This window comes from uncultured Tateyamaria sp. (genome assembly GCF_947503705.1).
Lineage (GTDB): Bacteria > Pseudomonadota > Alphaproteobacteria > Rhodobacterales > Rhodobacteraceae > Tateyamaria.
Window position 1 is genome coordinate 253476 of the sequence record NZ_CANNES010000002.1, and the last position, 20772, is coordinate 274247.

Consider the following 20772-nt stretch of genomic DNA (forward strand, 5'->3'; position numbering starts at 1 on the left):
CTTACCCCGGGAATGGCCAGACACCGGCCCAAATGTGAATGGCCGCCACAACCCCAAACATGACCAGCGTGATCACGACCAGCAGAATGTCTTTCTTGGCCTCGCCAGGTGCGGGGCGTTCCCAATTCGGCTCTGCCCGGTTGATCAGAACGACCGATCCGACAGCCCAGGCGAGCAAACCACCAAACAGAATGATCGAGGCCAAATCGCCATTGACCAGTAGGTGGGCCACGGCCCAGATCTTGACCGCTGTGAGTTGCGGGTGGCGCATCCTGCCACGCAGGCGGCCCGTGGTGGCCGACATGCCATAGACGAAAAAGGCAACCAACATCAGTAGGTTGTTGATGTGGATCATAAAGCCAGGTGGATACCAGACCGGGATAAACGCCGCCCATTGATACCCAAAGATCATCGCCAGGACGCTGGCGACAATCAGCAGCGCGACGCCGCCTTTGCCCGCGTTGCCAAGGCTGGCGCGCAAGCCCGGGGCCAGGCGTTTGAAATAATGGGCCAGAATCCATAGGAGTAGTCCAAGGATCAAAAGGGTCATGTAGGTGTCTCCGCTGCGAGGGCCGCGATGGCCTCGGCTTTGGCCAAGGTCTCGCGCGCCGTCACGATGTGCAGATTCTCGACGATACGTCCATCCACCACCGCCACCCCCTGGCCGCTGGCCTCGACGTCCTGAAAAGCCGCAATCTGACGGCGGGCCAGGTCCAACTCTGCCTCAGACGGGGAAAACGCGGTGTTGGCCACGTCCAGTTGCGCCGGGTGGATCAGCGTTTTGCCGTCAAAGCCCATGTCGCGCCCCTGGGCACATTCCACGGCCAAACCTTCGTCATCCTTGAACGCGTTGTAGACCCCGTCGACAATGGCCAACCCATGCGCCTTGGCCGCCAGCAGGCACAGGCCCAGACCCGTCATCAAGGGCAGGCGATCCGCACGAAATCGTGTTTGCAATTCCTTTGCCAGATCATTGGTGCCCATAACCATGCCCTGCAAAAGCGGGTGCGCGGCAATCGCCGCCGCGTTCAGCATGCCCAAGGGCGTTTCCATCATGGCCCAGAGCGGTGTGTCGCCTGTGATTTCGGCCAGCGCGTCCAGATCCGATGCGCTTGAGACCTTGGGCATCAAGATCGCATCGGCGCCCATCGCCTTGGCGGCGGCGGCATCGTCAGCGCCCCATTCAGTATCCAGCCCGTTGATACGCACGATCCGCATCCGCGCGCCATATCCACCCGTGGCCAAAGCCTCGGCCAAGGTTGCTCGCGCAGCCACCTTTTCATCCACAGACACCGCATCTTCGAGATCAAAGATGATCGCATCCGTCGCGAGACCCCGCGCCTTGTCGAGCGCGCGCGGTTTTGAACCGGGAATATAAAGGACAGAGCGGAGTGGGCGGGCAAAGGCCATGCGGGATTCCTCGGGGGACATAAAGTTGCGCGTTATGGGGCATTTATTTGCAGATAGTTCAAGGGGTGATTGCCGCATTGCAGCAATTTTACCTTGCCTGTGATGGGAAATCTCAAATGCGACAGATCACCGAACGGGCCGTTAACCATTATTTCAGGCTCTGGCGGCAGGCTTTGTACATTCCGAGACCTCCGGGAGGGCCGTTTCAGCAGGGCCGCTGAACAGTTTGACGGAGCGAGGCCGAGGGATGGAGATGGAACCGGCGCTGCCCGGTCATCGCCGGAACACCGGCAGGGCCAGATGACCAGAGGTGATGCCTTTTGAGACAAAGGGCTGAACGTGATGATACGGAACATGAAATTCTTGAAGATGGGCGCAGTGGCCGCGACCTGTGGACTGACCATATTGACCGCCGGGCTGGCCAGCGCACAGCAGCAGCGCAATTGCGGGCCGCGCGATCTGGTGGTGGCGCGGCTGGCCGAGGGTTACGGCGAAACCCGTCAATCCATGGGGCTCGGCGCGAACAACGCAGTGATCGAGGTGTTTGCCTCGGATGAGAGCGGAACGTGGACGATCACGGTCACGACACCCAATGGGATGACCTGCCTTGTCGCCAGCGGTCAGGCGTTTGAAGCGTTGGCCGAAGCGCTCCCCGCGCAAGGCAACGATGCTTGAGAAGACGATGGCGTAGAAAGCCTACGCCTCAGGGGGATGCGGCCAGCGTGGCGAAGAAAGGCGCACTTTCGAGTGCGCCTTTTGCATATGAGACACCCTTTGAGACGTTCCCTTGGCATACGCTCATATCCGTACGCAGCCCCGGTTCAGGTCAAACCGTCCCAGATCAGCTTGGTCCCTGTCACTGTCAGCAATGCGTAGGTCAGCAGGAAAAACGCCCGTTCCGGCACAAGCCGGTGCGCCTTGACGCCAAGCCATGCCCCCAAAAGCGCAAAAGGTGCCAGCACCAGATTGGCCATTCCCGTCTCAACCGTAAACATGCCCAGAAATGCATAAGGGACGAACTTGGCAATGTTGATCGCCCAAAAGACCAATACGGTGCTGGCCTGGTATTCGGTCTTCGTTACTTTCAGGGACAAAAGGTACACTGCCGCAGGTGGCCCGCCGGCATGGCTGACAAAGCTTGTGAAGCCGGCGATGACACCTGCCACTGCGCCCGCCCATTGCGGCAACGCGCGTGCGGCCATCCGGATCCAGCCCCGTTTTTGCGCAATTTGCCACAGAACAAAGCCGACCGAAATCACTCCGATCAACACGCGAAACACGTCCGCATCTGCACGGGCATAAAGCGCGGCACCCAATGCCACACCAGGCACCCCGCCCGCGATCAGCAAAAGCGCTGCGCGCAGGTTCCATTTGCCCCAATAGGGCCGCAGCGTCGCCAAATCGATCAGCATCAGCAAGGGTAGCATTACGCCCAATGCGAGTCCTGGCTCAACCACCAGCGCCAGAATCGACGCAGCGGCAAAGGCCGCCCCCGATCCAAAACCTCCTTTGGAAATGCCCGCAAAAACGACGGCAGGGCCAGCAACCAGAAAAAACCCAAATGTCAGCTCCAGCATCGCCCGTCGTCCCAAAAGTACCGCGTTCATACCCCTTTAGCCCGGCTAGGCACCGCCCACCAGCGGTCTCGCGCGCCTGTGCCGCAGCGCAGCACCCTTGCGCCAAAGCCCAACTCGGGCTACGCACCGCGCCAAACCAAAACCCTAGTGCGGAGAACCTCACCCATGGCCAGACCCAAGATCGCGCTGATTGGCGCAGGGCAAATCGGCGGCACGCTCGCCCACCTCGCAGCTATCAAGGAGCTGGGCGACGTGGTCCTGTTCGATATTTCCGAAGGTACACCTGAAGGCAAAGCCCTCGACATCGCGGAATCCGGCCCCTCCGAAGGCTTTGACGCCAAGATGAGCGGCACGCAGGACTACGCCGACATTGCCGGCGCCGACGTCTGCATCGTCACCGCCGGTGTGCCACGCAAGCCGGGCATGAGCCGCGATGACCTCTTGGGCATCAACCTCAAGGTCATGAAATCCGTCGGCGAAGGCATCGCTGCCCACGCGCCAAACGCTTTCGTCATCTGCATCACGAACCCGCTGGATGCGATGGTCTGGGCTCTGCGCGAATTCTCTGGCCTGCCCCATGAAAAAGTTTGCGGCATGGCCGGTGTTCTGGACAGCGCACGCTTCCGCCACTTCCTCGCCGAAGAGTTTGGCGTGTCCATGCGTGACGTCACCGCATTTGTTCTGGGCGGCCATGGCGACACCATGGTGCCGCTGACCCGCTATTCGACCGTGGCCGGTATCCCCCTGCCTGACATGGTGAAGATGGGCTGGACCAGCCAGGAGAAACTGGACGCCATCGTCCAGCGCACCCGTGATGGCGGAGCCGAAATCGTGGGCCTGCTGAAAACCGGCTCCGCGTTCTACGCGCCAGCTACATCCGCGATCGAAATGGCCGAAGCCTACCTGAAAGACCAAAAACGCGTCCTGCCCTGTGCGGCCTATGTGGACGGCGCTTTGGGCCTCAAGGGCATGTATGTCGGTGTGCCCACCGTGATCGGCGCGGGCGGCGTCGAAAAGGTCATCGACATCCAGATGACCAAGGATGAGCAAGCCATGTTCGACAGCTCGGTCAACGCCGTGAAAGGCTTGGTCGATGCGTGCAAGGGTATCGACGACAGCCTGGCATAATTCGACCCGCTTGTGATTTTTTGGGCCGGATGCCGTCGCGTCCGGCCCTTTTTACGTCTATATGTATCATATGCCTCAGTCGCGCCCCATCGAACGCAAGTTGACAACCATTCTGGCCGCGGATGCAGCCAACTACTCCGGTCGGATGCGTCGGGACGAAGAAGGCACGGTGCGTGCCCTTCGTGCGGCCCGCGAGGTGATCGACAGTGGCATCACCCGGGCGCATGGCAGGATCGCAAACACCTCCGGCGACGGGCTGATCGCGGAGTTTCCATCCGTCATTGACGCCGTCCGCTGCGCCATCGACATCCAACAAACGCTGAATGGCCGAGAGGACCTTTTGCCCTTCCGCCTTGGCGTGCACCTTGACGACGTGATCATCGAGGGCGAGGATTTGTTGGGGGACGGCGTGAACCTGGCGGCGCGGCTCCAGGAGATGGCTGAAATCGGCGGCGTTCTGGTCAGCCAACAGGTCCGCGACCATGTGCGTGACAAAATTCGCGGGGCCGAATTGCGCCCCCTTGGCCCTGCTGCGCCAAAGCATCTCGATGAGGTTGGGCTTTATGCCGTTGTCGCGCCGGGACTGGTTGCCCCGCGCCTGCTCGACAACCTGGGTCCTAAAGTGCCCAGACCAACGCCTAAGCCCGATCCCGCGCCAGAGCCTAAAGCGGTCTCACAAATGCCCTCTCACGCCATCGAGATGCGGAAAAACTATGTCAAAACCCGCAAATTTATCTGGGTCGGCATTGCCGGTTTGGCCGGTGTCGATCTGATAACCGGAGCGCCGTTTCTGGTCACGGCGGTCCCAACGGTCGGCCTAGGGTACTTGCTTTGGGACCGGTGGACCAAGCTGCGTGAAGTGGAAAAAGGGGCCCTCAGCCCAGAGAGCTGAGATCCAGCACGTCTGAAATCCATGGATTTCGCCGGATCAAATCCGTGTCGAATGCGCTGGGAGATAAGGCAGCGGCATCCACCATGCCGGACGGATCAAACGGCACCTCTCGCATCAGATCAAAGGCCTCCAACCGCGCGCGCCGTTCTGGCGTGAGTGAAAACAATGTTGCATGCGCCGCCCTGAAATCTTCCAACCGGTCCCCTTGTTCCAGCATCCAGTTGATTTGCGCCGCGCGGTGCCCTTGCAAAACCGCTTGCTGCACTTCCGCAGAGTTCAGCCGATAGCGCAAGAATTTCAGTGCCCAATGTAGAGGCGTCAGCCCATCAAAGTGCAGCAGCCGGGTGGTGGTCGACACCTGCTTTGGCGCGCGTTTCCAGCGCTCGGATCCTCGGATCGTGGCGTTGTGCACACCCAATCGCAAGCCTTGCCGCACGGATACGCCGCTTTTGCCCGCGCCATGTGAATACTGACCCCGCTTCATGAACCTGGCAAAGTCACCAAAGGCGCGCGCGGCATCCTCTGGCTCCAGATCAGAGGACGCACGAAAGGTGCCGTCAAACAGTTTCGACTGCGGCCCGTCAGGAAACAGTCGCTCCAACACGGGCAGGTTCAGTTCAGTTGTACCGCCCGTCAACGGGGCCAGCTCACCCGCCAGATGATCGTCTTGCCAAATGAACTCATCCGCATCGATGTGAAACAGCCAATCGGTCTGGGCGCGTCGTTGGGCAAAATTGGCGTTGATCGTCTGGCGGCGCATCTGCGAAGCAGGCCGCCCTTTCTCACCCATGCGTCCCCGCCAATAACCCCGATCACAGCCCACAGCGATACAGCCGTCAATGGCTTCGATCACAGGACGCGCAGGATCATCTGGATCATCAAAGAACACGTGTACCGCATGTGCGCCGGTCGCCAAGTGCCAGAGCACATTGGTCCGCACCAGGGCCAGAGGTTCGCAGACAGTCATGACCACGCCCCATGTCGGAGAGTGCTGAGTCTGCGTCGTTCCGGCGCGCAAGTCTGTCACGCGAATCCCCTATTCCACTGCCATTTCAAAATTTGTGATCACACTTTTCAAACGTGTGATCACAAAAAACCGATTTCACCGCAAAAACCAGCCACTGCGACACCTTGGCCATTTACGCAGCCCTCAAACTTGGCCGATGAAGGCTCTAACTGATTGAGTTATACGGGACCGAACTGTCATGAACATCCATGAATACCAAGCCAAAGCCCTTTTGCGCAGCTACGGGGCTCCGGTCTCTGACGGGCGCGTCGTTCTCAAGGCCGAAGACGCCAAGACGGCAGCGGGCGCGCTGGACGGCCCGCTGTGGGTGGTCAAGGCGCAAATCCACGCGGGCGGTCGCGGTAAGGGTACGTTCAAAGAGGCCGATGCCGGTGACAAAGGCGGTGTACGCCTGACCAAATCGGTCGAAGAGGCCGCAACAGAGGCCAAGAAGATGTTGGGCCGCACCCTGGTCACGCATCAGACCGGTCCCGTCGGCAAGCAAGTCAACCGCATCTATATCGAAGACGGTTCCGGAATCGAGACCGAGCTGTACCTCGCCCTTCTGGTAGATCGTCAAACCAGCCGCGTCAGCTTTGTCTGCTCCACCGAGGGCGGCATGGACATCGAAGAGGTTGCAGCCTCAACCCCCGAAAAAATCCTCAGCTTTTCCGTTGATCCGGCCACGGGTTACCAAGCCTTTCACGGTCGCCGCATTGCGTTCTCGCTGGGCCTCTCCGGCAAGCAGGTCAAGCAATGCGTGGGCCTGATGGGTCTGCTCTACAAAGCCTTCATCGAGAAAGACATGGAGATGCTGGAGATCAACCCGCTGATCGTGACCGACAGCGGTGATCTGAAAGTGCTTGACGCCAAAGTGTCGTTTGACGGCAACGCGATGTACCGCCACGCCGACATCAACGAGCTGCGCGACGAGACGGAGGAAGACCCCAAGGAACTCGCCGCCTCGAAATACGACCTCAACTATATTGCGCTGGATGGCGAAATTGGCTGCATGGTCAACGGCGCGGGTCTGGCCATGGCCACGATGGACATCATCAAGCTTTATGGGGCCGAGCCCGCCAATTTCCTCGACGTGGGCGGTGGTGCGACCAAGGAAAAGGTGACCGAGGCGTTCAAGATCATCACCTCTGACCCGCAGGTCAAAGGCATCCTGGTCAATATCTTTGGCGGTATCATGCGCTGCGATGTGATCGCCGAGGGTGTTGTGGCCGCTGTGAAAGAGGTCGGCCTCAAGGTGCCGCTGGTTGTCCGCCTCGAAGGCACGAACGTGCAGCAGGGCAAAGACATCATCAACAACTCGGGCCTGGACGTGATTGCAGCCGACGACCTGAAAGATGGCGCGCAAAAGATCGTGAAAGCGGTCAAGGGCTGAGGGCCAAACGGGATGCTGACCTTCGCTCTGACACCAGCGGCTGGCCATGTGAACACTCTTTGGCGACGGATCGCACAGGGTGTGGCCGTGCTGTGTGCCATAGGCGGCGCCACCAATGCCACGGCCGATAGCGACCCGGCCTTGGCGGCGTTTCGGGATATGTGCTTTTCGCCGTTTCTAACGGCCGCCACCGCACGCGCCGCTTTTGACCTACCGGGGGTCCGCGCAGAGTTTTATGACCTCGACCCGTTTTCCAACGTCGCCCCCTCGCTCGTAACTGGACGTGCAGCCACACCGGGCACGGATCGGCGCTGCGAGGTGGCGTTCGATGGGGTCCGCTTGCAAGACGCCTATCTGGCCGTTGCCCAAGCGGTCGAGGTCGAACGGCTGGACAGAAAGGTTCCCGTACCTCCCGAATTTGTTGTGCAATCCGGGGCCTTTTTGGTCGATGCGCGACAACTGAATCCAAACCGTATCGCCGTCGTGCAAGTGGGCTTGCGCCCCGGCCCGAACGGCCAAGAGACATTTCTGTCGGTGGAGCGGTTGAACCCGCTGTCCGACCAAAACTAAGGAACCACACGCATGGCCGTACTCATCGACGAAAACACCAAAGTGATCTGCCAGGGCCTGACCGGCTCTCAAGGGACATTCCACACCGAGCAAGCGATTGCCTATGGCACAAAGATGGTCGGCGGCGTGACCCCCGGGAAGGGCGGCATGACCCACCTTGATCTGCCCGTCTATGACAGCGTGCACGAGGCGATGGCGCGGACAGAGGCCAACGCATCCGTGATTTACGTCCCACCCCCCTTTGCTGCGGACTCGATCCTTGAGGCCATCGACGCTGAAATGCCGCTGATCGTCTGCATCACCGAAGGCATCCCGGTTCTCGACATGATGAAGGTTGAGCGGGCGTTGGAAGGCTCCAAATCTCGCCTTGTGGGTCCCAACTGCCCCGGCGTGATCACACCTGACGCTTGCAAGATCGGCATCATGCCCGGCCACATCCACAAGCGCGGGTCCTGTGGGGTTGTGTCCCGCTCGGGCACGCTGACCTATGAGGCGGTCAAGCAGACCACCGATCTGGGCATCGGCCAGTCCTCCGCCGTTGGCATCGGCGGTGACCCGATCAAAGGGACCGAGCATATCGACGTGCTGGAGATGTTCCTGGCCGACCCCGAAACCACCTCGATCATCATGATCGGTGAGATTGGCGGCAGCGCCGAAGAAGACGCGGCCCAGTTCCTCGCCGACGAGAAAAAAGCAGGCCGCTGGAAGCCCACCGCCGGTTTCATCGCGGGCCGCACGGCCCCTCCCGGCCGCCGCATGGGCCACGCCGGCGCGATCGTTGCAGGCGGCAAAGGCGGCGCCGAGGACAAGATCGAAGCCATGCGCGCCGCGGGCATCGTTGTGGCTGACAGCCCGGCGACCCTGGGCGAGGCCGTAATGGAGGCGATCAAGGGCTGAGCAACGTCCCGATACAGGGGCCGCGTTCAGCAAACGGATTATCAAGAGGGAACGGGACGGGTTCGCCACCTCGCACCCCCTTGAATACAAAGGCCCCGGCAACAGTGAAGTCAGTTGCCGGGTCAGGGTGAACCGGGTGGCAGCCTGCCACCGGAACGGAGTGAAGACGCGTGAAACCGTCAACATCAAAGAGAGCGTCCCATCCCGCACGGCGGGCGACCGCCTCGGCCATCGGGTTGCGATCCCGTTTCCTTGCGAGTCTTATCCTGTGCGAGCGGGGGGCGGCCTGAGATGCTTTATTCCAGCGCGCACAAGTTCATCTACTCCCAGCTTCCCCGGTCTGGAAGCACGTCAACGGCGATCTCGCTGCGGCGCTATTGCGGCCCGCCCCGTTGGGTGCAGGACACGCCATCATGCCCCGAAGTTGTATCGGAGCAAGGTGTGATTGGACAGATTCAGAGGCGCGGGCCCGCGTTTGTACGCTCTCGGTTTTTTGTCCACATGCCACTGGCGGAAATCAAACAAGAGATTGGCCCCGCCATTTGGGACAGCTGCGAAATCCTGTCGAATATCAGAAACCCCTTTTCGCGCGTGGTCTCCCTTTACAATGTCCGGATCAAGCAAGGGCATTCGCCGCAACCAGCGGATGTCGATGACGCGCGCGCAGAGCTTGAGCAAAGCCTCGAAATCGAGGCATTTGCCGCGCATACCCATATGATGATGCATATCGACGGCACGTTTGCCATCGATACGGCCTTTCCCAATGAAACGCTGGATGAGGCGTTGGACACCTGGGCGCATGCAAAGGGATTGCGAGACTTCCCGCAGGACCAGCCACGCAGACAAGTGAACACAAATAACGTGGCTGGGCGTCCCGCCGAAGACTTGCTGACAGAAACTGTTCGCAGCCAAATTCTCGAACACTTTGGCTGGTTTTTCGACCTGTTCGGTTATTCCCGAAACGTCTCGGACGCGCATCTGCCCCCTGCACAGCATGCCCCAGCCCAAGCATCGGTGGCCTCGTGATGCGCGTGGCTGCGACATATCTCCAGGGTCACAAGCGCATTTTTTGCGCCGACTGGCCCAACGAAATTCACCAATTTCCGTACCGGAACCTGCCCGGCGGAACAGGCCTCTTTCTCGCGCGTGACCCCAGTCGAACAGACTGCGCGACCGGTTTCCTGTCTCCGTCTTCGGCAAAACTCAGCGTGGTATCCCAATGACCGACCAATCCCCCAACGACCAGTTCCATGCCTCCTCCTTCATGCAGGGGCACAATGCGGAATATCTGGAACAGATGTATGCCCGCTATGCCGGGGATCCGAACGCGGTCGACGAGGCGTGGCAGGCGTTTTTCAAGGCGATGGGCGATGATGAGGTCAGCGTGAAACAAGAGGCGTCCGGCCCGTCCTGGGCTCGGGGCGATTGGCCGCCGATGCCCGGTGATGACCTGACCCAAGCCCTCACCGGCGAGTGGGCCGCGCCGGCGGAAGTCAAAGGGGCCGGTGAAAAGATCAAGGCCAAGGCCACCGAGAAGGGCGTCGAGGTTTCCAACGACCAGATCAAGCGCGCTGTTCTTGACAGTATCCGCGCCCTGATGATCATTCGCGCCTACCGCATCCGGGGCCACCTTGTCGCTGACCTTGATCCGCTTGGCATGCGTGATCAGACTCCCCACCCCGAGCTTGATCCAAAATCCTACGGCTTTACCGAGGCCGACATGGACCGTCCGATCTTTATCGACAAGGTGCTGGGCCTCGATGTGGCCACCATGCGCGAGATCATCGACATCGTGAAACGCACTTATTGCGGCACCTTTGCCCTGCAATACATGCACATCTCCAACCCCGAAGAGGCCGGTTGGCTCAAGGAACGAATTGAGGGACTGGGCAAGGAAATCCAGTTCACCCGTGAGGGCCGCAAGGCGATCCTGAACAAGATGGTCGAGGCCGAGGGCTTTGAGAAATTCCTGCACGTCAAATACATGGGCACCAAGCGGTTTGGCCTTGATGGCGGTGAAAGCCTAATCCCCGCGATGGAGCAGATCATCAAGCGTGGCGGTGCGCTTGGCGTCAAGGAAATCGTGATCGGCATGCCCCACAGGGGCCGTCTGTCCGTTCTGGCCAACGTGATGGCCAAACCCTACAAGGCGATCTTCAACGAATTCCAGGGCGGAAGCTTCAAACCCGAAGATGTCGATGGCTCGGGCGATGTGAAATACCACCTCGGTGCGTCCAGCGACCGTGAGTTCAGCGGCAATTCCGTACACCTCAGCCTGACGGCTAACCCCAGCCACCTTGAAGCTGTGAATCCTGTCGTTCTGGGCAAGGCTCGCGCGAAACAGGATCAACTGAAGGACGAGGAACGCACCTCTGTCATGCCCATCCTGCTGCACGGCGATGCAGCCTTTGCCGGTCAGGGCGTTGTGGCGGAGTGTTTCGCCCTGTCCGGCCTCAAGGGCCACAAAGCAGGCGGCACAATGCATATCGTGGTCAACAACCAGATCGGGTTTACCACGGCGCCGCACTTCTCGCGCTCGTCCCCTTATCCCACTGACAATGCGTTGGTAGTCGAAGCACCGATTTTCCACGTGAACGGTGACGATCCCGAGGCCGTGGTGCACGCTGCCAAGGTTGCCACCGAGTTCCGCCAGAAATTCCACAAGGACGTGGTCATCGACATCTTCTGCTACCGCCGGTTCGGCCACAACGAGGGCGACGAGCCCATGTTCACCAACCCGGTGATGTATAAGAAGATCAAAAAGCAAAAGACGACCCTGACGCTGTACACAGAGCGTTTGGTGCGCGACGGGTTGATCCCCGAAGGCGAAATCGAGGATATGAAGGCCGCGTTCCAGGCACGCATGAACGAAGAGTTCGAGGCCGGCAAAGACTACAAACCCAACAAGGCCGATTGGCTGGACGGCAAGTGGTCGCATCTGGACAAAAACAAGGACGACTACCAGCGCGGCAAGACCGCCATCGCGCCCGAGACTTTCGAAGAAGTCGGCCGCGCCCTGTCGACGGTTCCCGATGGTTTCCCGCTGCACAAAACTGTGGGTCGCCTGATGGACACCAAAAAGGCGATGTTTGAAAGCGGCGAAGGTTTTGACTGGGCAACTGGCGAGGCGCTGGCCTTTGGCTCGCTCTTGACGGAGGGCTACCCGGTGCGTCTGGCAGGCCAGGACAGCACGCGCGGCACCTTCAGCCAGCGGCACTCGGGTCTGGTCAATCAGGAAACCGAAGAACGGTACTTCCCGTTGAACTCGGTTCGTCCCGGACAAGCACAATACGAAGTTATCGATTCCATGCTGTCGGAATATGCGGTGCTGGGTTTTGAATACGGCTATTCGCTGGCAGAACCCAACGCTCTCACCCTGTGGGAAGCGCAGTTCGGCGACTTTGCCAACGGCGCGCAGATCATGTTCGACCAGTTCATCAGCTCTGGTGAAAGCAAATGGCTGCGCATGTCGGGCCTTGTGGTCCTGCTGCCCCACGGGTTCGAGGGCCAAGGGCCGGAACACTCCTCAGCCCGGCTGGAACGGTTCCTGCAAATGTGCGGCCAGGACAACTGGATCGTCGCCAATTGCACAACGCCTGCAAACTATTTCCACATTCTGCGCCGTCAGATCCACCGCGACTTCCGCAAGCCGCTGATCCTGATGACGCCCAAATCTCTGCTGCGCCACAAGCTGGCGGTCAGCAAGGCCGAGGAATTCACCACCGGCAGCAGCTTCCACCGCGTGCTCTGGGACGACGCCCAATTCGGCAATTCCGACACCGAACTGGTGGCCGATGACAAGATCAAGCGCGTCGTCATGTGTTCGGGCAAGGTGTATTACGACCTGCTGGAAGAACGCGACGCCCGCGGTATCGACGATGTCTATCTGCTGCGCTTTGAACAGTTCTACCCCTTCCCCGCCCAATCGGCGGTGAAAGAGCTGGAACGGTTCAAAGGGGCCGAAATGGTCTGGTGCCAGGAAGAGCCCAAGAACCAGGGCGGTTGGACCTTTATCGAGCCGAACCTGGAATGGGTTCTGGGCCGGATCAACGCCAAACATACGCGGCCCGTTTACGTTGGCCGCGCGACCTCCGCATCGCCCGCCACCGGTCTGGCCAGCATGCACAAGAAACAACAAGCCGCTCTCGTCGACGAAGCGCTGACCATCAAAGGATAAGACCATGACCACAGAAGTCCGCGTGCCCACCCTGGGCGAAAGCGTCACCGAAGCCACCGTTGCCACCTGGTTCAAGAAGCCAGGCGAAGCCGTTGCCGTAGATGAAATGCTTTGCGAGTTAGAAACTGACAAGGTGACCGTCGAAGTGCCCTCGCCCGTTGCAGGCACATTGGGCGACATTGTCGCCGCCGAGGGCGAAACCGTGGGCGTCGATGCCTTGCTGGCGACAATCTCCGAAGGGGCCGCAGCAGATGCGCCTGCTGCAGAGCCCAAGGACGAAGCGCCTGCACCTGCAGAAAGCGCAGAAGCAAGCAGCGTGGACGTCATGGTCCCCACTTTGGGCGAAAGCGTGACGGAGGCGACCGTCAGCACATGGTTCAAGGCCGTGGGTGACGCCGTGGCGCAAGACGAAATGCTCTGCGAGCTTGAAACCGATAAGGTCAGCGTCGAGGTTCCCGCCCCTGCTGCCGGTGTCTTGGCCGAGATCAGCGCGCCCGAAGGCACGACAGTGGATACCAGCGCGAAGCTCGCTGTTATATCGGCCTCTGGCGCGGTTGCCGCAAGCGCACCTGCGCCCGCCGCAGCGTCCGCACCCGCCGCCTCGTCCAAGGATGTTGAGGATGCGCCATCAGCCAAAAAAGCGATGGCAGAGGCAGGCGTCAGCCGTGACCAGGTCACCGGCACAGGCCGCGATGGCCGCGTGATGAAAGACGACGTGGCCCGCGCCGTGGCCGCTGCCGCCAGCGCACCCGCACCCGCCGCAGCCCCGGCAATGCCCCGCGCGCCCGTCGCCGCCGATGATGCGGCCCGCGAGGAACGGGTCAAGATGACCCGCCTGCGCCAGACCATCGCCAAGCGCCTCAAGGACAGCCAGAACACTGCCGCCATGCTCACCACCTATAACGAGGTCGACATGACCGAGGTGATGGCGCTGCGCAACGAATACAAAGACCTGTTTTTAAAGAAACACGGGGTCAAACTGGGCTTCATGTCCTTCTTCACCAAAGCGTGCTGCCACGCCCTCAAGGAGGTGCCCGAGGTCAATGCCGAAATTGACGGCACTGATGTGGTCTACAAAAACTTCGTCCATATGGGCATTGCCGCGGGCACGCCCCAAGGCCTCGTGGTGCCTGTGATCCGGGATGCAGACGCCATGGGTTTTGCCGCCATCGAAAAGGCCATTGCCGAAAAAGGCGCCCGCGCGCGGGACGGCAAACTGTCGATGGCAGAGATGCAGGGCGGCACTTTCACGATCTCAAACGGCGGCGTCTACGGCTCGTTGATGAGTTCCCCGATCCTGAACCCACCACAATCAGGCATCCTCGGCATGCACAAAATCCAGGACCGCCCCATGGCCATCGGTGGCCAGGTCGTGATCCGGCCGATGATGTATCTGGCACTCAGCTACGACCACCGGATCGTGGACGGCAAAGGGGCGGTCACGTTCCTTGTTCGGGTGAAAGAAGCGCTGGAAGACCCACGGCGGTTGTTGATGGATTTGTAGAAATTAGCTTAAGGGAGTTATGGGCCATGTGGATTGTTGGGACTAATTGCAGCCCTAGTTGTGGATAGCGTAGCTAGCATAGATTGGCCGACTTTTGTCGCAGCAATCGGCATCGGATCACTGCTTACTGTCATTGTTCAGTCTGTTCTCTCACATCACCAAGAGAGGCGACAACGGCAATGGACCGAACGACGCAACGCTTTCATTGGCTTTTTAGAGACCTGGAGAGATCAAGACAAAGAAGGTGTTACAGTGGAGAATAGGTTCGATGTTGGTCACTGGATGTTACGGTGCGAATTGGTTGGGTCCAAAAGACTAGCAAATGCTCTAAGCGATTGGCATTCGGCGGAACCAGAAAGTGAGGAGCGCGCTAACGCGTTTGCACGGCTCAAAAACGCAATGAAAAAGGATTTAAGATGAGCCCCGAACTCACCTATCTCACCTACGCCGTGATCCTGCTGATCGCACACATGCTGATCCAGGCCACATTATCGGACTTGTCAAAAGGGATCGGATGGGCGCTTGGCCCCCAGGATGAAAAGCGGGACCCCAGCGTTGTCGCGGGCCGCCTTGAACGGGCGCTCACCAACTACGTCTACAATCTGCCCGCCTTCATTGCGCTGGCCCTCACCCTCAAGGTTACAGGTCTGGGCACGGAAACAACGGCCCTCGGCGCTGCGATCTGGTTCTGGGCCCGGGTCGCGTATGTTCCCGCCTACGCGTCGGCCATACCCCTGACCCGTTCCGTCGCATGGTTCACCTCGCTGGGCGGTTTGGTCCTGATGATCCTGCCGTTGCTGGGCGCGTGAAATTGCGGGCCGCATATGATCGGGCTGTCGCCGCGCGGCGTGCCTTTGCCCTCCCGGGCTATCCGACCTTGGCACAAGCCGGGTTTGACGGAGATTATGTGTCGCCCATCCAGATTACGTCGGGCAATCTGACAGGCCCCTTGCTGATGTCCAAGGACTGGTTGGATGCCCCATCGGCACACAAACATCGCGAGACGTTGCGTGTCACCGGCTATCTGCCCAACAACCCGTTCAATCAGGTGGTCAACCGGGTTTTGACCCTCTTGGGGATGTGCCGGACCGATATCTATATCACGCCGATCTTTCACCTGCTGACGCCCACACGCTCCTCCACCATCCCGGTTGCGGCCGCGCGCGCAAGCTTTGACGCCGTGGGGCGGTTCGAATTGATGGGGCGTCGGCCCGTAGCACTCGGTACAGACAGTGCGCGGGTACTTGAGCATTTTGGCGTCGATCACGTCAAAGCGCCCCACCCTTCGGCACGGATCGGCAGCTATGATGCGCGGGCCGAATTGATTGCGCAGGCGGTTCGGGCGACATGACACCTGAGCTGACGGCACTCACCCTCGCGGCCTTGCTTCAGGTGGTCCAATTCGTGCTTATGGCCGTGCCCGCCAACCTTGAGCTTGGGCCCGCCAAAACCGCCTCGCCCCGCGACCGCGACCGGCTTGGCGGCGATGTCGAAGACCTGCTGAGCAAACGAACTGCGCGCCTTTACCGCGCCTTGGACAACCATTTCGAAGGGCTGATCCTCTTTACCATTGCATGCGTGGTGGTGACTGTAGCGGAAAAGTCCGGCACGCTCACAGCGACATGTGCCTATATCTACCTGATCGCGCGCATCGCCTATGTTCCGGCTTATGCGTTCGGCCTCAGCCCATGGCGCAGCTATATCTGGTTCGTGGGTTTCGGAGCCACGACGGTCATGCTGATCGCGGCACTGCTATGATTTTTCGCTGGCTACAAATATTCCGGTGGGTTGAGGGCAGCGTCCCCGCCCCGCACTCAACAAAAGGACCGACACAATGGCTTCTTACGACGTAATCATCATCGGCTCCGGCCCCGGCGGCTATGTCTGCGCCATCCGCTGTGCGCAACGGGGCCTGAAAACAGCGATCGTCGAAGGGCGCGAGACGCTTGGTGGCACCTGCCTCAACGTGGGTTGCATCCCTTCCAAGGCACTGCTGCACGCCTCCCACATGCTGCACGAGGCAGAGCACAACTTTGCCACCATGGGCCTCAAGGGCAAAAGCCCTTCCGTCGATTGGAAACAGATGCTGACCTACAAGGAAGACACGATTGGCCAGAATACCAAGGGCGTCGAATTCCTGATGAAAAAGAACAAGATAGACTGGCTCAAGGGTTGGGGTAGCATCCCAGAGGTGGGCAGGGTCAAGGTGGGCGACGAGGTCCACGAGGCAAAGTCCATCATCATTGCGTCCGGGTCTGAACCGGCCAGCCTGCCCGGTGTCGAGGTCGACGAAAAGGTTGTCGTGACGTCCACCGGCGCGCTCGAGCTTGGCAAAATCCCCAAAAAGTTGGTGGTGATCGGGGCCGGCGTCATCGGACTGGAGCTTGGCTCCGTCTACAAGCGCTTGGGCGCTGAGGTAGAGGTGATCGAATTCCTTGATGCGATCACCCCCGGCATGGACGCTGAAGTGCAACGCCAGTTCCAGAAGATTCTCGTGAAACAAGGCATCAGCTTTACCATGGGGGCGGCAGTGCAAAAGGTCGAGACGACCAAAACAAAGGCCAAGGTACACTACAAACTACGCAAGGATGATAGCGACCAGGTGGTCGATGCTGATGTCGTTCTGGTGGCCACGGGTCGTAAACCTTATGTCGAGGGTCTGGGCCTGGAAGCGCTTGGGATCAAGATGACCAAACGCGGGCAGATCGCGGTAGATGCCCATTGGCAAACGAATGTGCCGGGCATCTACGCCATAGGCGACGTGATCGAAGGGCCCATGCTCGCCCACAAGGCCGAAGACGAAGGGATGGCCGCGGCCGACCAGATTGCGGGGCATCATGGCCACGTCAACTATGGCGTGATCCCCGGCGTCATCTACACCCACCCCGAGGTCGGCAATGTGGGCGAGACCGAGGAAACCCTCAAGGAACAGGGCCGCAAGTACAAGGTCGGAAAATTCAGCTTTATGGGCAACGGCCGGGCCAAGGCCAATTTCGCGGGCGACGGGTTCGTGAAAATCCTGGCCGATGCGGAAACCGATCGCATCCTGGGCGCACATATCATCGGCCCCGCTGCCGGCGACCTAATCCACGAGATTTGCGTTGCGATGGAGTTTGGCGCATCCGCCGAAGATCTGGCACTGACCTGCCACGCGCACCCCACCTATTCCGAAGCCGTCCGCGAGGCGGCGCTGGCCTGCGGTCTCGGCGCAATCCACGCATAAGGGCCATGGCGCGTCCCGCCGATGGGACGCGCATCTGTTTTCGGCAAAGCTTTTCCGAAATAGGACCGCGCGATCAGAGGAAACCTGCCCATGGGCGGTTTGCCTCCGATCTCGCGCTTCCCGCGCAATTCCCTTTTGTCACAGACGTGCTTTGTAGGTGATCCAAGCGGTGCCGTCCGGCCCGTGTTTTTGGAACGATTGCAAAGGATGACAGCATGGATCGACGCAGCACATTGAAACTGATCGGCGGCGGCGCAGCACTGGCGGCCTTGGGCGCCTGTGCCGCGCCACAAGGCGCGGACATTATCGACGTAGCCTCTGGTAACCCGAACTTCTCAACCCTTGTGGCAGCCATACAGGCGGCGGGTCTGGTGGATACGCTCAGAAGCGAGGGGCCTTTTACGGTTTTTGCGCCGACCAACGACGCCTTTGCGGCCTTGCCTGCGGGAACCGTGGAAAGCCTGCTCTTGCCCGAGAACAAGGATCAATTGGTCAATATCCTGACTTATCATGTGGTACGTGGCCAGATCACCGCCGGAGACGTGCTGGGTACCCAACAGAGTGTAGTGACCTTGCAGGGCGGCGTTCTGGCCGTCGATGGAACCGTGGGCAAGGTTGGCACGGGGGTGACCGTGAACGGGGCCAACGTCGTTCAAGCAGATGTCTTTGCGACAAACGGTGTGATCCATGCGATCGACCAGGTGTTGCTGCCCGAGTAATCTGGCATCAGATGTCAGGGGCGAAGCGGAATTTGACACAAATTCCGGCAGTTTTCCGATCATCGGAAAACGTCACCACATGGTGCGGGCCGCGCGCTCGGGCCATTCGGCATCGTAAGCTGCACCGCCTTCTTCCCCCGACGAGGCTTCCGCCAGAATCTCTCCCACTGTCGGAAGCCCATCGGTCACCTCACCAGACCAAACCCCGCCTCGGATCACGGCGCGAGCGCATTGGGTGTAAACCTCGCCCACCCGGATCACGATAACCGTCGCGGGCTGGCGCGTACCCTTGGCAAAACGCGCCCGCAGCGCTTCATCTGTCGTCAAACGGGCCGCTCCATTTATCCGCACAATTGTATTCGAGCCCGGGATCATGAACATCAGTGACACCCGCCCATCCGTTACGATGTTGCGCAGTGAATCCAGGCGATTGTTGCCACGCCAATCGGGCATCGCCAGCGTTTTGGTATCAAGCGCCGTGACTACGGGTCCATCGTCCCCGCGAGGGCTTCCATCAGTGCCCTCAGGGCCGACAGTCGTCAAAACGCAAAAGCGCGATGCCGCAATCCACTTGGCGTAAAGCGGCGTCAGATGATCGGCGACTTTGCGCAGCGACGGCTGGCCCGGCTTGCCATAAAGCGCCTCCAGCTCTGCGATATCTTCAACGTAATCCATCGGGATCGAACCCTCCCTCGCGCATCAGCGCGTCCGAGCGCGCCTCGACCGTTTCCTCCAGATGGGCGAGAAACGCGTCCCGCTCCATCCCCGGAGCGATGGAAGGCATAAATTCGACCACCGCCAAGCCAGGTTTGCGCCACATGCCCTTGCGGGGCCAGAAGACGCCAACATTGGTGGCCACGGGCACGCAGGCCTGGCCCAACTGTTCGTACAATACCGCCGTGCCCACCTTGTAGGGCACCTTGACCCCGGGTGCCACGCGCGTGCCTTGCGAATAGATGATCAACTGGCCGGGATCGACCAATCCGGCCTCAACGTCCCGCACCATCTTTCCGATGGCTGCCCCACGTTTTCCCCGTTCCACTGGCACACAGTCGAGCCGTTTGGCGTAAAAGCCGATGATCGGGGTCCACAAGATGTCTCGCTTCATGATGAACTTGGCCGAAGGCAGAGCCGTAAAGATCATCATGATATCGAGGAAGGATTGATGTTTGGCTGCGATCAAAACCTCGCCCTCAGGCACCTCGCCGCGCACTTCGGCCCGGATGCCAACCATCCAGCGCATCGTCCAGAAGACGTAGCGGCTATAGGCCTTGCAACAAGCCCGCGCACCATCTTTACTCAGAAGTGCATAGGGCAGATAGGCCAGCCCATAGACCAGCATCATCACATACATCTGGAGGATAAACAGGTAAGAGCGCAGCCGTTGCATCACGAGATCGTCCTTAATGCGCGATCCGCCGCGAGGGCGGTCGCCGCCAGCGCAACCGCGCCGGAAATGATGGGCAGCAACAGTGGCACCAGCCACCCTGCCCCTTGAAAGCCAAGGCCTGTCAGAAACCCTGGCGTATCTCCGCCTGATGGCATCAACCAGACCGCCAAGAGCCCAATAGCGACGCCAACCGCAGAGCCCACGAAGGCCCGCAAGGTAAATCGGCGGACAAAGGCCTGCGCGATATAGCTGTCGGTGGCCCCCACAAGCCGGAGAACGTGGATCACCTGCGAATTGGCCGCCAAGGCCGCGTTGGCGGCAAGCGTGACCATCGCCGCAACCGCCGCCAGGATCAGCAGGGCCGCCCCCCATCCCAGCAAGCGCAAGCGTTGGGCAGCCGCCACCAAAGGCGCGCGCCACCGGCTGTGATCATCCAACACCGCCCCCGGCACTTCGGCCGCAAGGCGCAAGCGTAGCCCTGTAGGGTCAAATCCGGGTTGGGTCGATGTAATCTCGATCAGCCGGGGGACAGGCAGGCTGTCCAGCGGCAGGTCCTGGCCAAACCAGGGGGCCAAGAGCGCCTGTTGTTCGGCGTCGCTGAGCGCGCGGGCCCCGGCGACACCCGGCGTGGTCTGCAACACCTGCAAGGCCGCCGCGGTCTGGATCGCGCGCTGGTCCAGCGGGGCCACGATACGGATCGTGGCCGTTTGCGCCAACTCATCCCCCCACCGCGTCGCCAAACGGCCGCTGGCCAGCGACAGCGCCAGAGCAAAGACGGCGAGGAAGGCCATGGCACCAGAAGCAAAGAGTGTCAGTTGGGCGGTAAAGCCCGTGGGCGGCACAACCCGGTCTGCATGGCGATCCCCTGCCATCAAGGACATGACGC

21 protein-coding genes are annotated in these 20772 nt (G+C 60.3%); 14 read left to right on the plus strand and 7 right to left on the minus strand.

Features of this window, described 5'->3' with window-relative positions; genetic code table 11:
• Window position 1: 1 nt before the first annotated feature.
• The gene (locus tag Q1A44_RS07355; protein ID WP_299622129.1) at window positions 2–550 is read right to left on the minus strand and encodes an NnrU family protein; all 549 of its coding nucleotides are present in this window, start codon (window positions 548–550) and stop codon (window positions 2–4) included.
• On the minus strand, window positions 547–1410 hold the full coding sequence (locus tag Q1A44_RS07360; protein WP_299622131.1) for a CoA ester lyase: 864 nt from the start codon (window positions 1408–1410) through the stop codon (window positions 547–549). The genes Q1A44_RS07355 and Q1A44_RS07360 overlap by 4 nt, the downstream gene beginning before the upstream one ends.
• A gap of 354 nt (window positions 1411–1764) precedes the next feature.
• Between Q1A44_RS07360 and Q1A44_RS07365 the strand changes: the two genes are divergently transcribed.
• Complete coding sequence (locus tag Q1A44_RS07365; RefSeq protein WP_299622133.1) at window positions 1765–2085, plus strand: hypothetical protein; 321 nt, start codon at window positions 1765–1767, stop codon at window positions 2083–2085.
• A gap of 146 nt (window positions 2086–2231) precedes the next feature.
• Here Q1A44_RS07365 and Q1A44_RS07370 read toward each other — a convergent pair whose 3' ends face one another.
• Window positions 2232–2987, minus strand: coding sequence for a sulfite exporter TauE/SafE family protein (locus Q1A44_RS07370; RefSeq protein WP_299622851.1), 756 nt, complete (start codon window positions 2985–2987; stop codon window positions 2232–2234).
• A gap of 165 nt (window positions 2988–3152) precedes the next feature.
• Between Q1A44_RS07370 and mdh the strand changes: the two genes are divergently transcribed.
• Together mdh and Q1A44_RS07380 are read left to right on the plus strand one after the other, a co-directional pair.
• A complete protein-coding gene (gene mdh, locus Q1A44_RS07375) occupies window positions 3153–4115 on the plus strand; it encodes a malate dehydrogenase (RefSeq protein WP_299622135.1) in 963 nt (320 codons plus the stop codon).
• Window positions 4116–4185: 70 nt separating this feature from the next.
• Window positions 4186–5007, plus strand: a complete 822-nt coding sequence (locus Q1A44_RS07380; protein ID WP_299622138.1) for an adenylate/guanylate cyclase domain-containing protein — start codon at window positions 4186–4188, stop codon at window positions 5005–5007.
• Here Q1A44_RS07380 and Q1A44_RS07385 read toward each other — a convergent pair.
• Window positions 4991–6034: a glycosyltransferase family 2 protein gene (locus Q1A44_RS07385; RefSeq protein WP_299622140.1), complete on the minus strand. Its 1044-nt coding sequence runs from the start codon at window positions 6032–6034 to the stop codon at window positions 4991–4993. The two genes, Q1A44_RS07380 and Q1A44_RS07385, sit on opposite strands and share 17 nt — an antisense overlap.
• Window positions 6035–6212: 178 nt before the next feature.
• On the opposite strand from Q1A44_RS07385, the gene sucC reads away from it, so the two are divergent.
• The 11 genes from sucC (at window position 6213) to Q1A44_RS07440 (ending at window position 18496) form a co-directional block, all read left to right on the plus strand.
• A complete protein-coding gene (gene sucC / locus Q1A44_RS07390) occupies window positions 6213–7406 on the plus strand; it encodes an ADP-forming succinate--CoA ligase subunit beta (protein ID WP_299622142.1) in 1194 nt (397 codons plus the stop codon).
• Window positions 7407–7418: 12 nt separating this feature from the next.
• Window positions 7419–7976 (plus strand): succinyl-CoA synthetase subunit beta, encoded by a 558-nt coding sequence (locus Q1A44_RS07395; protein WP_299622144.1) that lies wholly within the window; start codon window positions 7419–7421, stop codon window positions 7974–7976.
• Between the two features lie 12 nt (window positions 7977–7988).
• The gene (gene sucD / locus Q1A44_RS07400) at window positions 7989–8873 is read left to right on the plus strand and encodes a succinate--CoA ligase subunit alpha (RefSeq protein WP_299622146.1); all 885 of its coding nucleotides are present in this window, start codon (window positions 7989–7991) and stop codon (window positions 8871–8873) included.
• Between the two features lie 501 nt (window positions 8874–9374).
• Window positions 9375–9899: a hypothetical protein gene (locus Q1A44_RS07405; RefSeq protein WP_299622148.1), complete on the plus strand. Its 525-nt coding sequence runs from the start codon at window positions 9375–9377 to the stop codon at window positions 9897–9899.
• Between the two features lie 193 nt (window positions 9900–10092).
• Window positions 10093–13050, plus strand: coding sequence for a 2-oxoglutarate dehydrogenase E1 component (locus Q1A44_RS07410; RefSeq protein WP_299622150.1), 2958 nt, complete (start codon window positions 10093–10095; stop codon window positions 13048–13050).
• Window positions 13051–13054: 4 nt separating this feature from the next.
• A complete protein-coding gene (odhB, locus tag Q1A44_RS07415) occupies window positions 13055–14554 on the plus strand; it encodes a 2-oxoglutarate dehydrogenase complex dihydrolipoyllysine-residue succinyltransferase (RefSeq protein ID WP_299622152.1) in 1500 nt (499 codons plus the stop codon).
• A 416-nt stretch (window positions 14555–14970) separates the two neighbouring features.
• Window positions 14971–15363, plus strand: a complete 393-nt coding sequence (locus tag Q1A44_RS07420) for an MAPEG family protein (protein ID WP_299622155.1) — start codon at window positions 14971–14973, stop codon at window positions 15361–15363.
• The gene (locus tag Q1A44_RS07425) at window positions 15306–15905 is read left to right on the plus strand and encodes a hypothetical protein (protein ID WP_299622158.1); all 600 of its coding nucleotides are present in this window, start codon (window positions 15306–15308) and stop codon (window positions 15903–15905) included. Before Q1A44_RS07420 ends, Q1A44_RS07425 begins: the two co-directional genes overlap by 58 nt.
• Complete coding sequence (locus tag Q1A44_RS07430; RefSeq protein WP_299622161.1) at window positions 15902–16312, plus strand: MAPEG family protein; 411 nt, start codon at window positions 15902–15904, stop codon at window positions 16310–16312. The genes Q1A44_RS07425 and Q1A44_RS07430 overlap by 4 nt, the downstream gene beginning before the upstream one ends.
• A gap of 76 nt (window positions 16313–16388) precedes the next feature.
• Window positions 16389–17777 (plus strand): dihydrolipoyl dehydrogenase, encoded by a 1389-nt coding sequence (gene lpdA, locus Q1A44_RS07435; RefSeq protein WP_299622164.1) that lies wholly within the window; start codon window positions 16389–16391, stop codon window positions 17775–17777.
• 215 nt (window positions 17778–17992) lie between these two features.
• Window positions 17993–18496 (plus strand): fasciclin domain-containing protein, encoded by a 504-nt coding sequence (locus Q1A44_RS07440; RefSeq protein ID WP_299622167.1) that lies wholly within the window; start codon window positions 17993–17995, stop codon window positions 18494–18496.
• A 72-nt stretch (window positions 18497–18568) separates the two neighbouring features.
• On the opposite strand, the gene Q1A44_RS07445 is transcribed toward Q1A44_RS07440, so the two are convergent.
• The 3 genes from Q1A44_RS07445 to Q1A44_RS07455 are packed head-to-tail and all read right to left on the minus strand — an operon-like array spanning window position 18569 to window position 20767.
• Window positions 18569–19171: a pyridoxamine 5'-phosphate oxidase family protein gene (locus Q1A44_RS07445; RefSeq protein ID WP_299622169.1), complete on the minus strand. Its 603-nt coding sequence runs from the start codon at window positions 19169–19171 to the stop codon at window positions 18569–18571.
• The gene (locus tag Q1A44_RS07450) at window positions 19158–19886 is read right to left on the minus strand and encodes a 1-acyl-sn-glycerol-3-phosphate acyltransferase (protein WP_299622172.1); all 729 of its coding nucleotides are present in this window, start codon (window positions 19884–19886) and stop codon (window positions 19158–19160) included. The genes Q1A44_RS07445 and Q1A44_RS07450 overlap by 14 nt, the downstream gene beginning before the upstream one ends.
• Complete coding sequence (locus tag Q1A44_RS07455; RefSeq protein WP_299622854.1) at window positions 19886–20767, minus strand: FtsX-like permease family protein; 882 nt, start codon at window positions 20765–20767, stop codon at window positions 19886–19888. Before Q1A44_RS07455 ends, Q1A44_RS07450 begins: the two co-directional genes overlap by 1 nt.
• Window positions 20768–20772 lie beyond the last annotated feature (5 nt).

What these genes read in the sequence shown, in the direction of transcription:
- odhB (WP_299622152.1), top strand. Translation starts at nt 13,055, where the DNA reads ATGACCACAGAAGTCCGCGTGCCCACCCTGGGCGAAAGCGTCACCGAA.
- Q1A44_RS07425 (WP_299622158.1), top strand. Translation starts at nt 15,306, where the DNA reads ATGGTTCACCTCGCTGGGCGGTTTGGTCCTGATGATCCTGCCGTTGCT.
- sucD (WP_299622146.1), top strand. Translation starts at nt 7,989, where the DNA reads ATGGCCGTACTCATCGACGAAAACACCAAAGTGATCTGCCAGGGCCTG.
- Q1A44_RS07430 (WP_299622161.1), top strand. Translation starts at nt 15,902, where the DNA reads ATGACACCTGAGCTGACGGCACTCACCCTCGCGGCCTTGCTTCAGGTG.
- Q1A44_RS07455 (WP_299622854.1), bottom strand. Translation starts at nt 20,767, where the DNA reads ATGTCCTTGATGGCAGGGGATCGCCATGCAGACCGGGTTGTGCCGCCC.
- Q1A44_RS07420 (WP_299622155.1), top strand. Translation starts at nt 14,971, where the DNA reads ATGAGCCCCGAACTCACCTATCTCACCTACGCCGTGATCCTGCTGATC.
- Q1A44_RS07405 (WP_299622148.1), top strand. Translation starts at nt 9,375, where the DNA reads ATGCCACTGGCGGAAATCAAACAAGAGATTGGCCCCGCCATTTGGGAC.
- Q1A44_RS07440 (WP_299622167.1), top strand. Translation starts at nt 17,993, where the DNA reads ATGGATCGACGCAGCACATTGAAACTGATCGGCGGCGGCGCAGCACTG.
- Q1A44_RS07365 (WP_299622133.1), top strand. Translation starts at nt 1,765, where the DNA reads ATGAAATTCTTGAAGATGGGCGCAGTGGCCGCGACCTGTGGACTGACC.
- Q1A44_RS07410 (WP_299622150.1), top strand. Translation starts at nt 10,093, where the DNA reads ATGACCGACCAATCCCCCAACGACCAGTTCCATGCCTCCTCCTTCATG.
- Q1A44_RS07360 (WP_299622131.1), bottom strand. Translation starts at nt 1,410, where the DNA reads ATGGCCTTTGCCCGCCCACTCCGCTCTGTCCTTTATATTCCCGGTTCA.
- Q1A44_RS07380 (WP_299622138.1), top strand. Translation starts at nt 4,186, where the DNA reads ATGCCTCAGTCGCGCCCCATCGAACGCAAGTTGACAACCATTCTGGCC.
- Q1A44_RS07395 (WP_299622144.1), top strand. Translation starts at nt 7,419, where the DNA reads ATGCTGACCTTCGCTCTGACACCAGCGGCTGGCCATGTGAACACTCTT.
- lpdA (WP_299622164.1), top strand. Translation starts at nt 16,389, where the DNA reads ATGGCTTCTTACGACGTAATCATCATCGGCTCCGGCCCCGGCGGCTAT.
- Q1A44_RS07445 (WP_299622169.1), bottom strand. Translation starts at nt 19,171, where the DNA reads ATGGATTACGTTGAAGATATCGCAGAGCTGGAGGCGCTTTATGGCAAG.
- Q1A44_RS07450 (WP_299622172.1), bottom strand. Translation starts at nt 19,886, where the DNA reads ATGCAACGGCTGCGCTCTTACCTGTTTATCCTCCAGATGTATGTGATG.
- Q1A44_RS07355 (WP_299622129.1), bottom strand. Translation starts at nt 550, where the DNA reads ATGACCCTTTTGATCCTTGGACTACTCCTATGGATTCTGGCCCATTAT.
- mdh (WP_299622135.1), top strand. Translation starts at nt 3,153, where the DNA reads ATGGCCAGACCCAAGATCGCGCTGATTGGCGCAGGGCAAATCGGCGGC.
- Q1A44_RS07370 (WP_299622851.1), bottom strand. Translation starts at nt 2,987, where the DNA reads ATGCTGGAGCTGACATTTGGGTTTTTTCTGGTTGCTGGCCCTGCCGTC.
- sucC (WP_299622142.1), top strand. Translation starts at nt 6,213, where the DNA reads ATGAACATCCATGAATACCAAGCCAAAGCCCTTTTGCGCAGCTACGGG.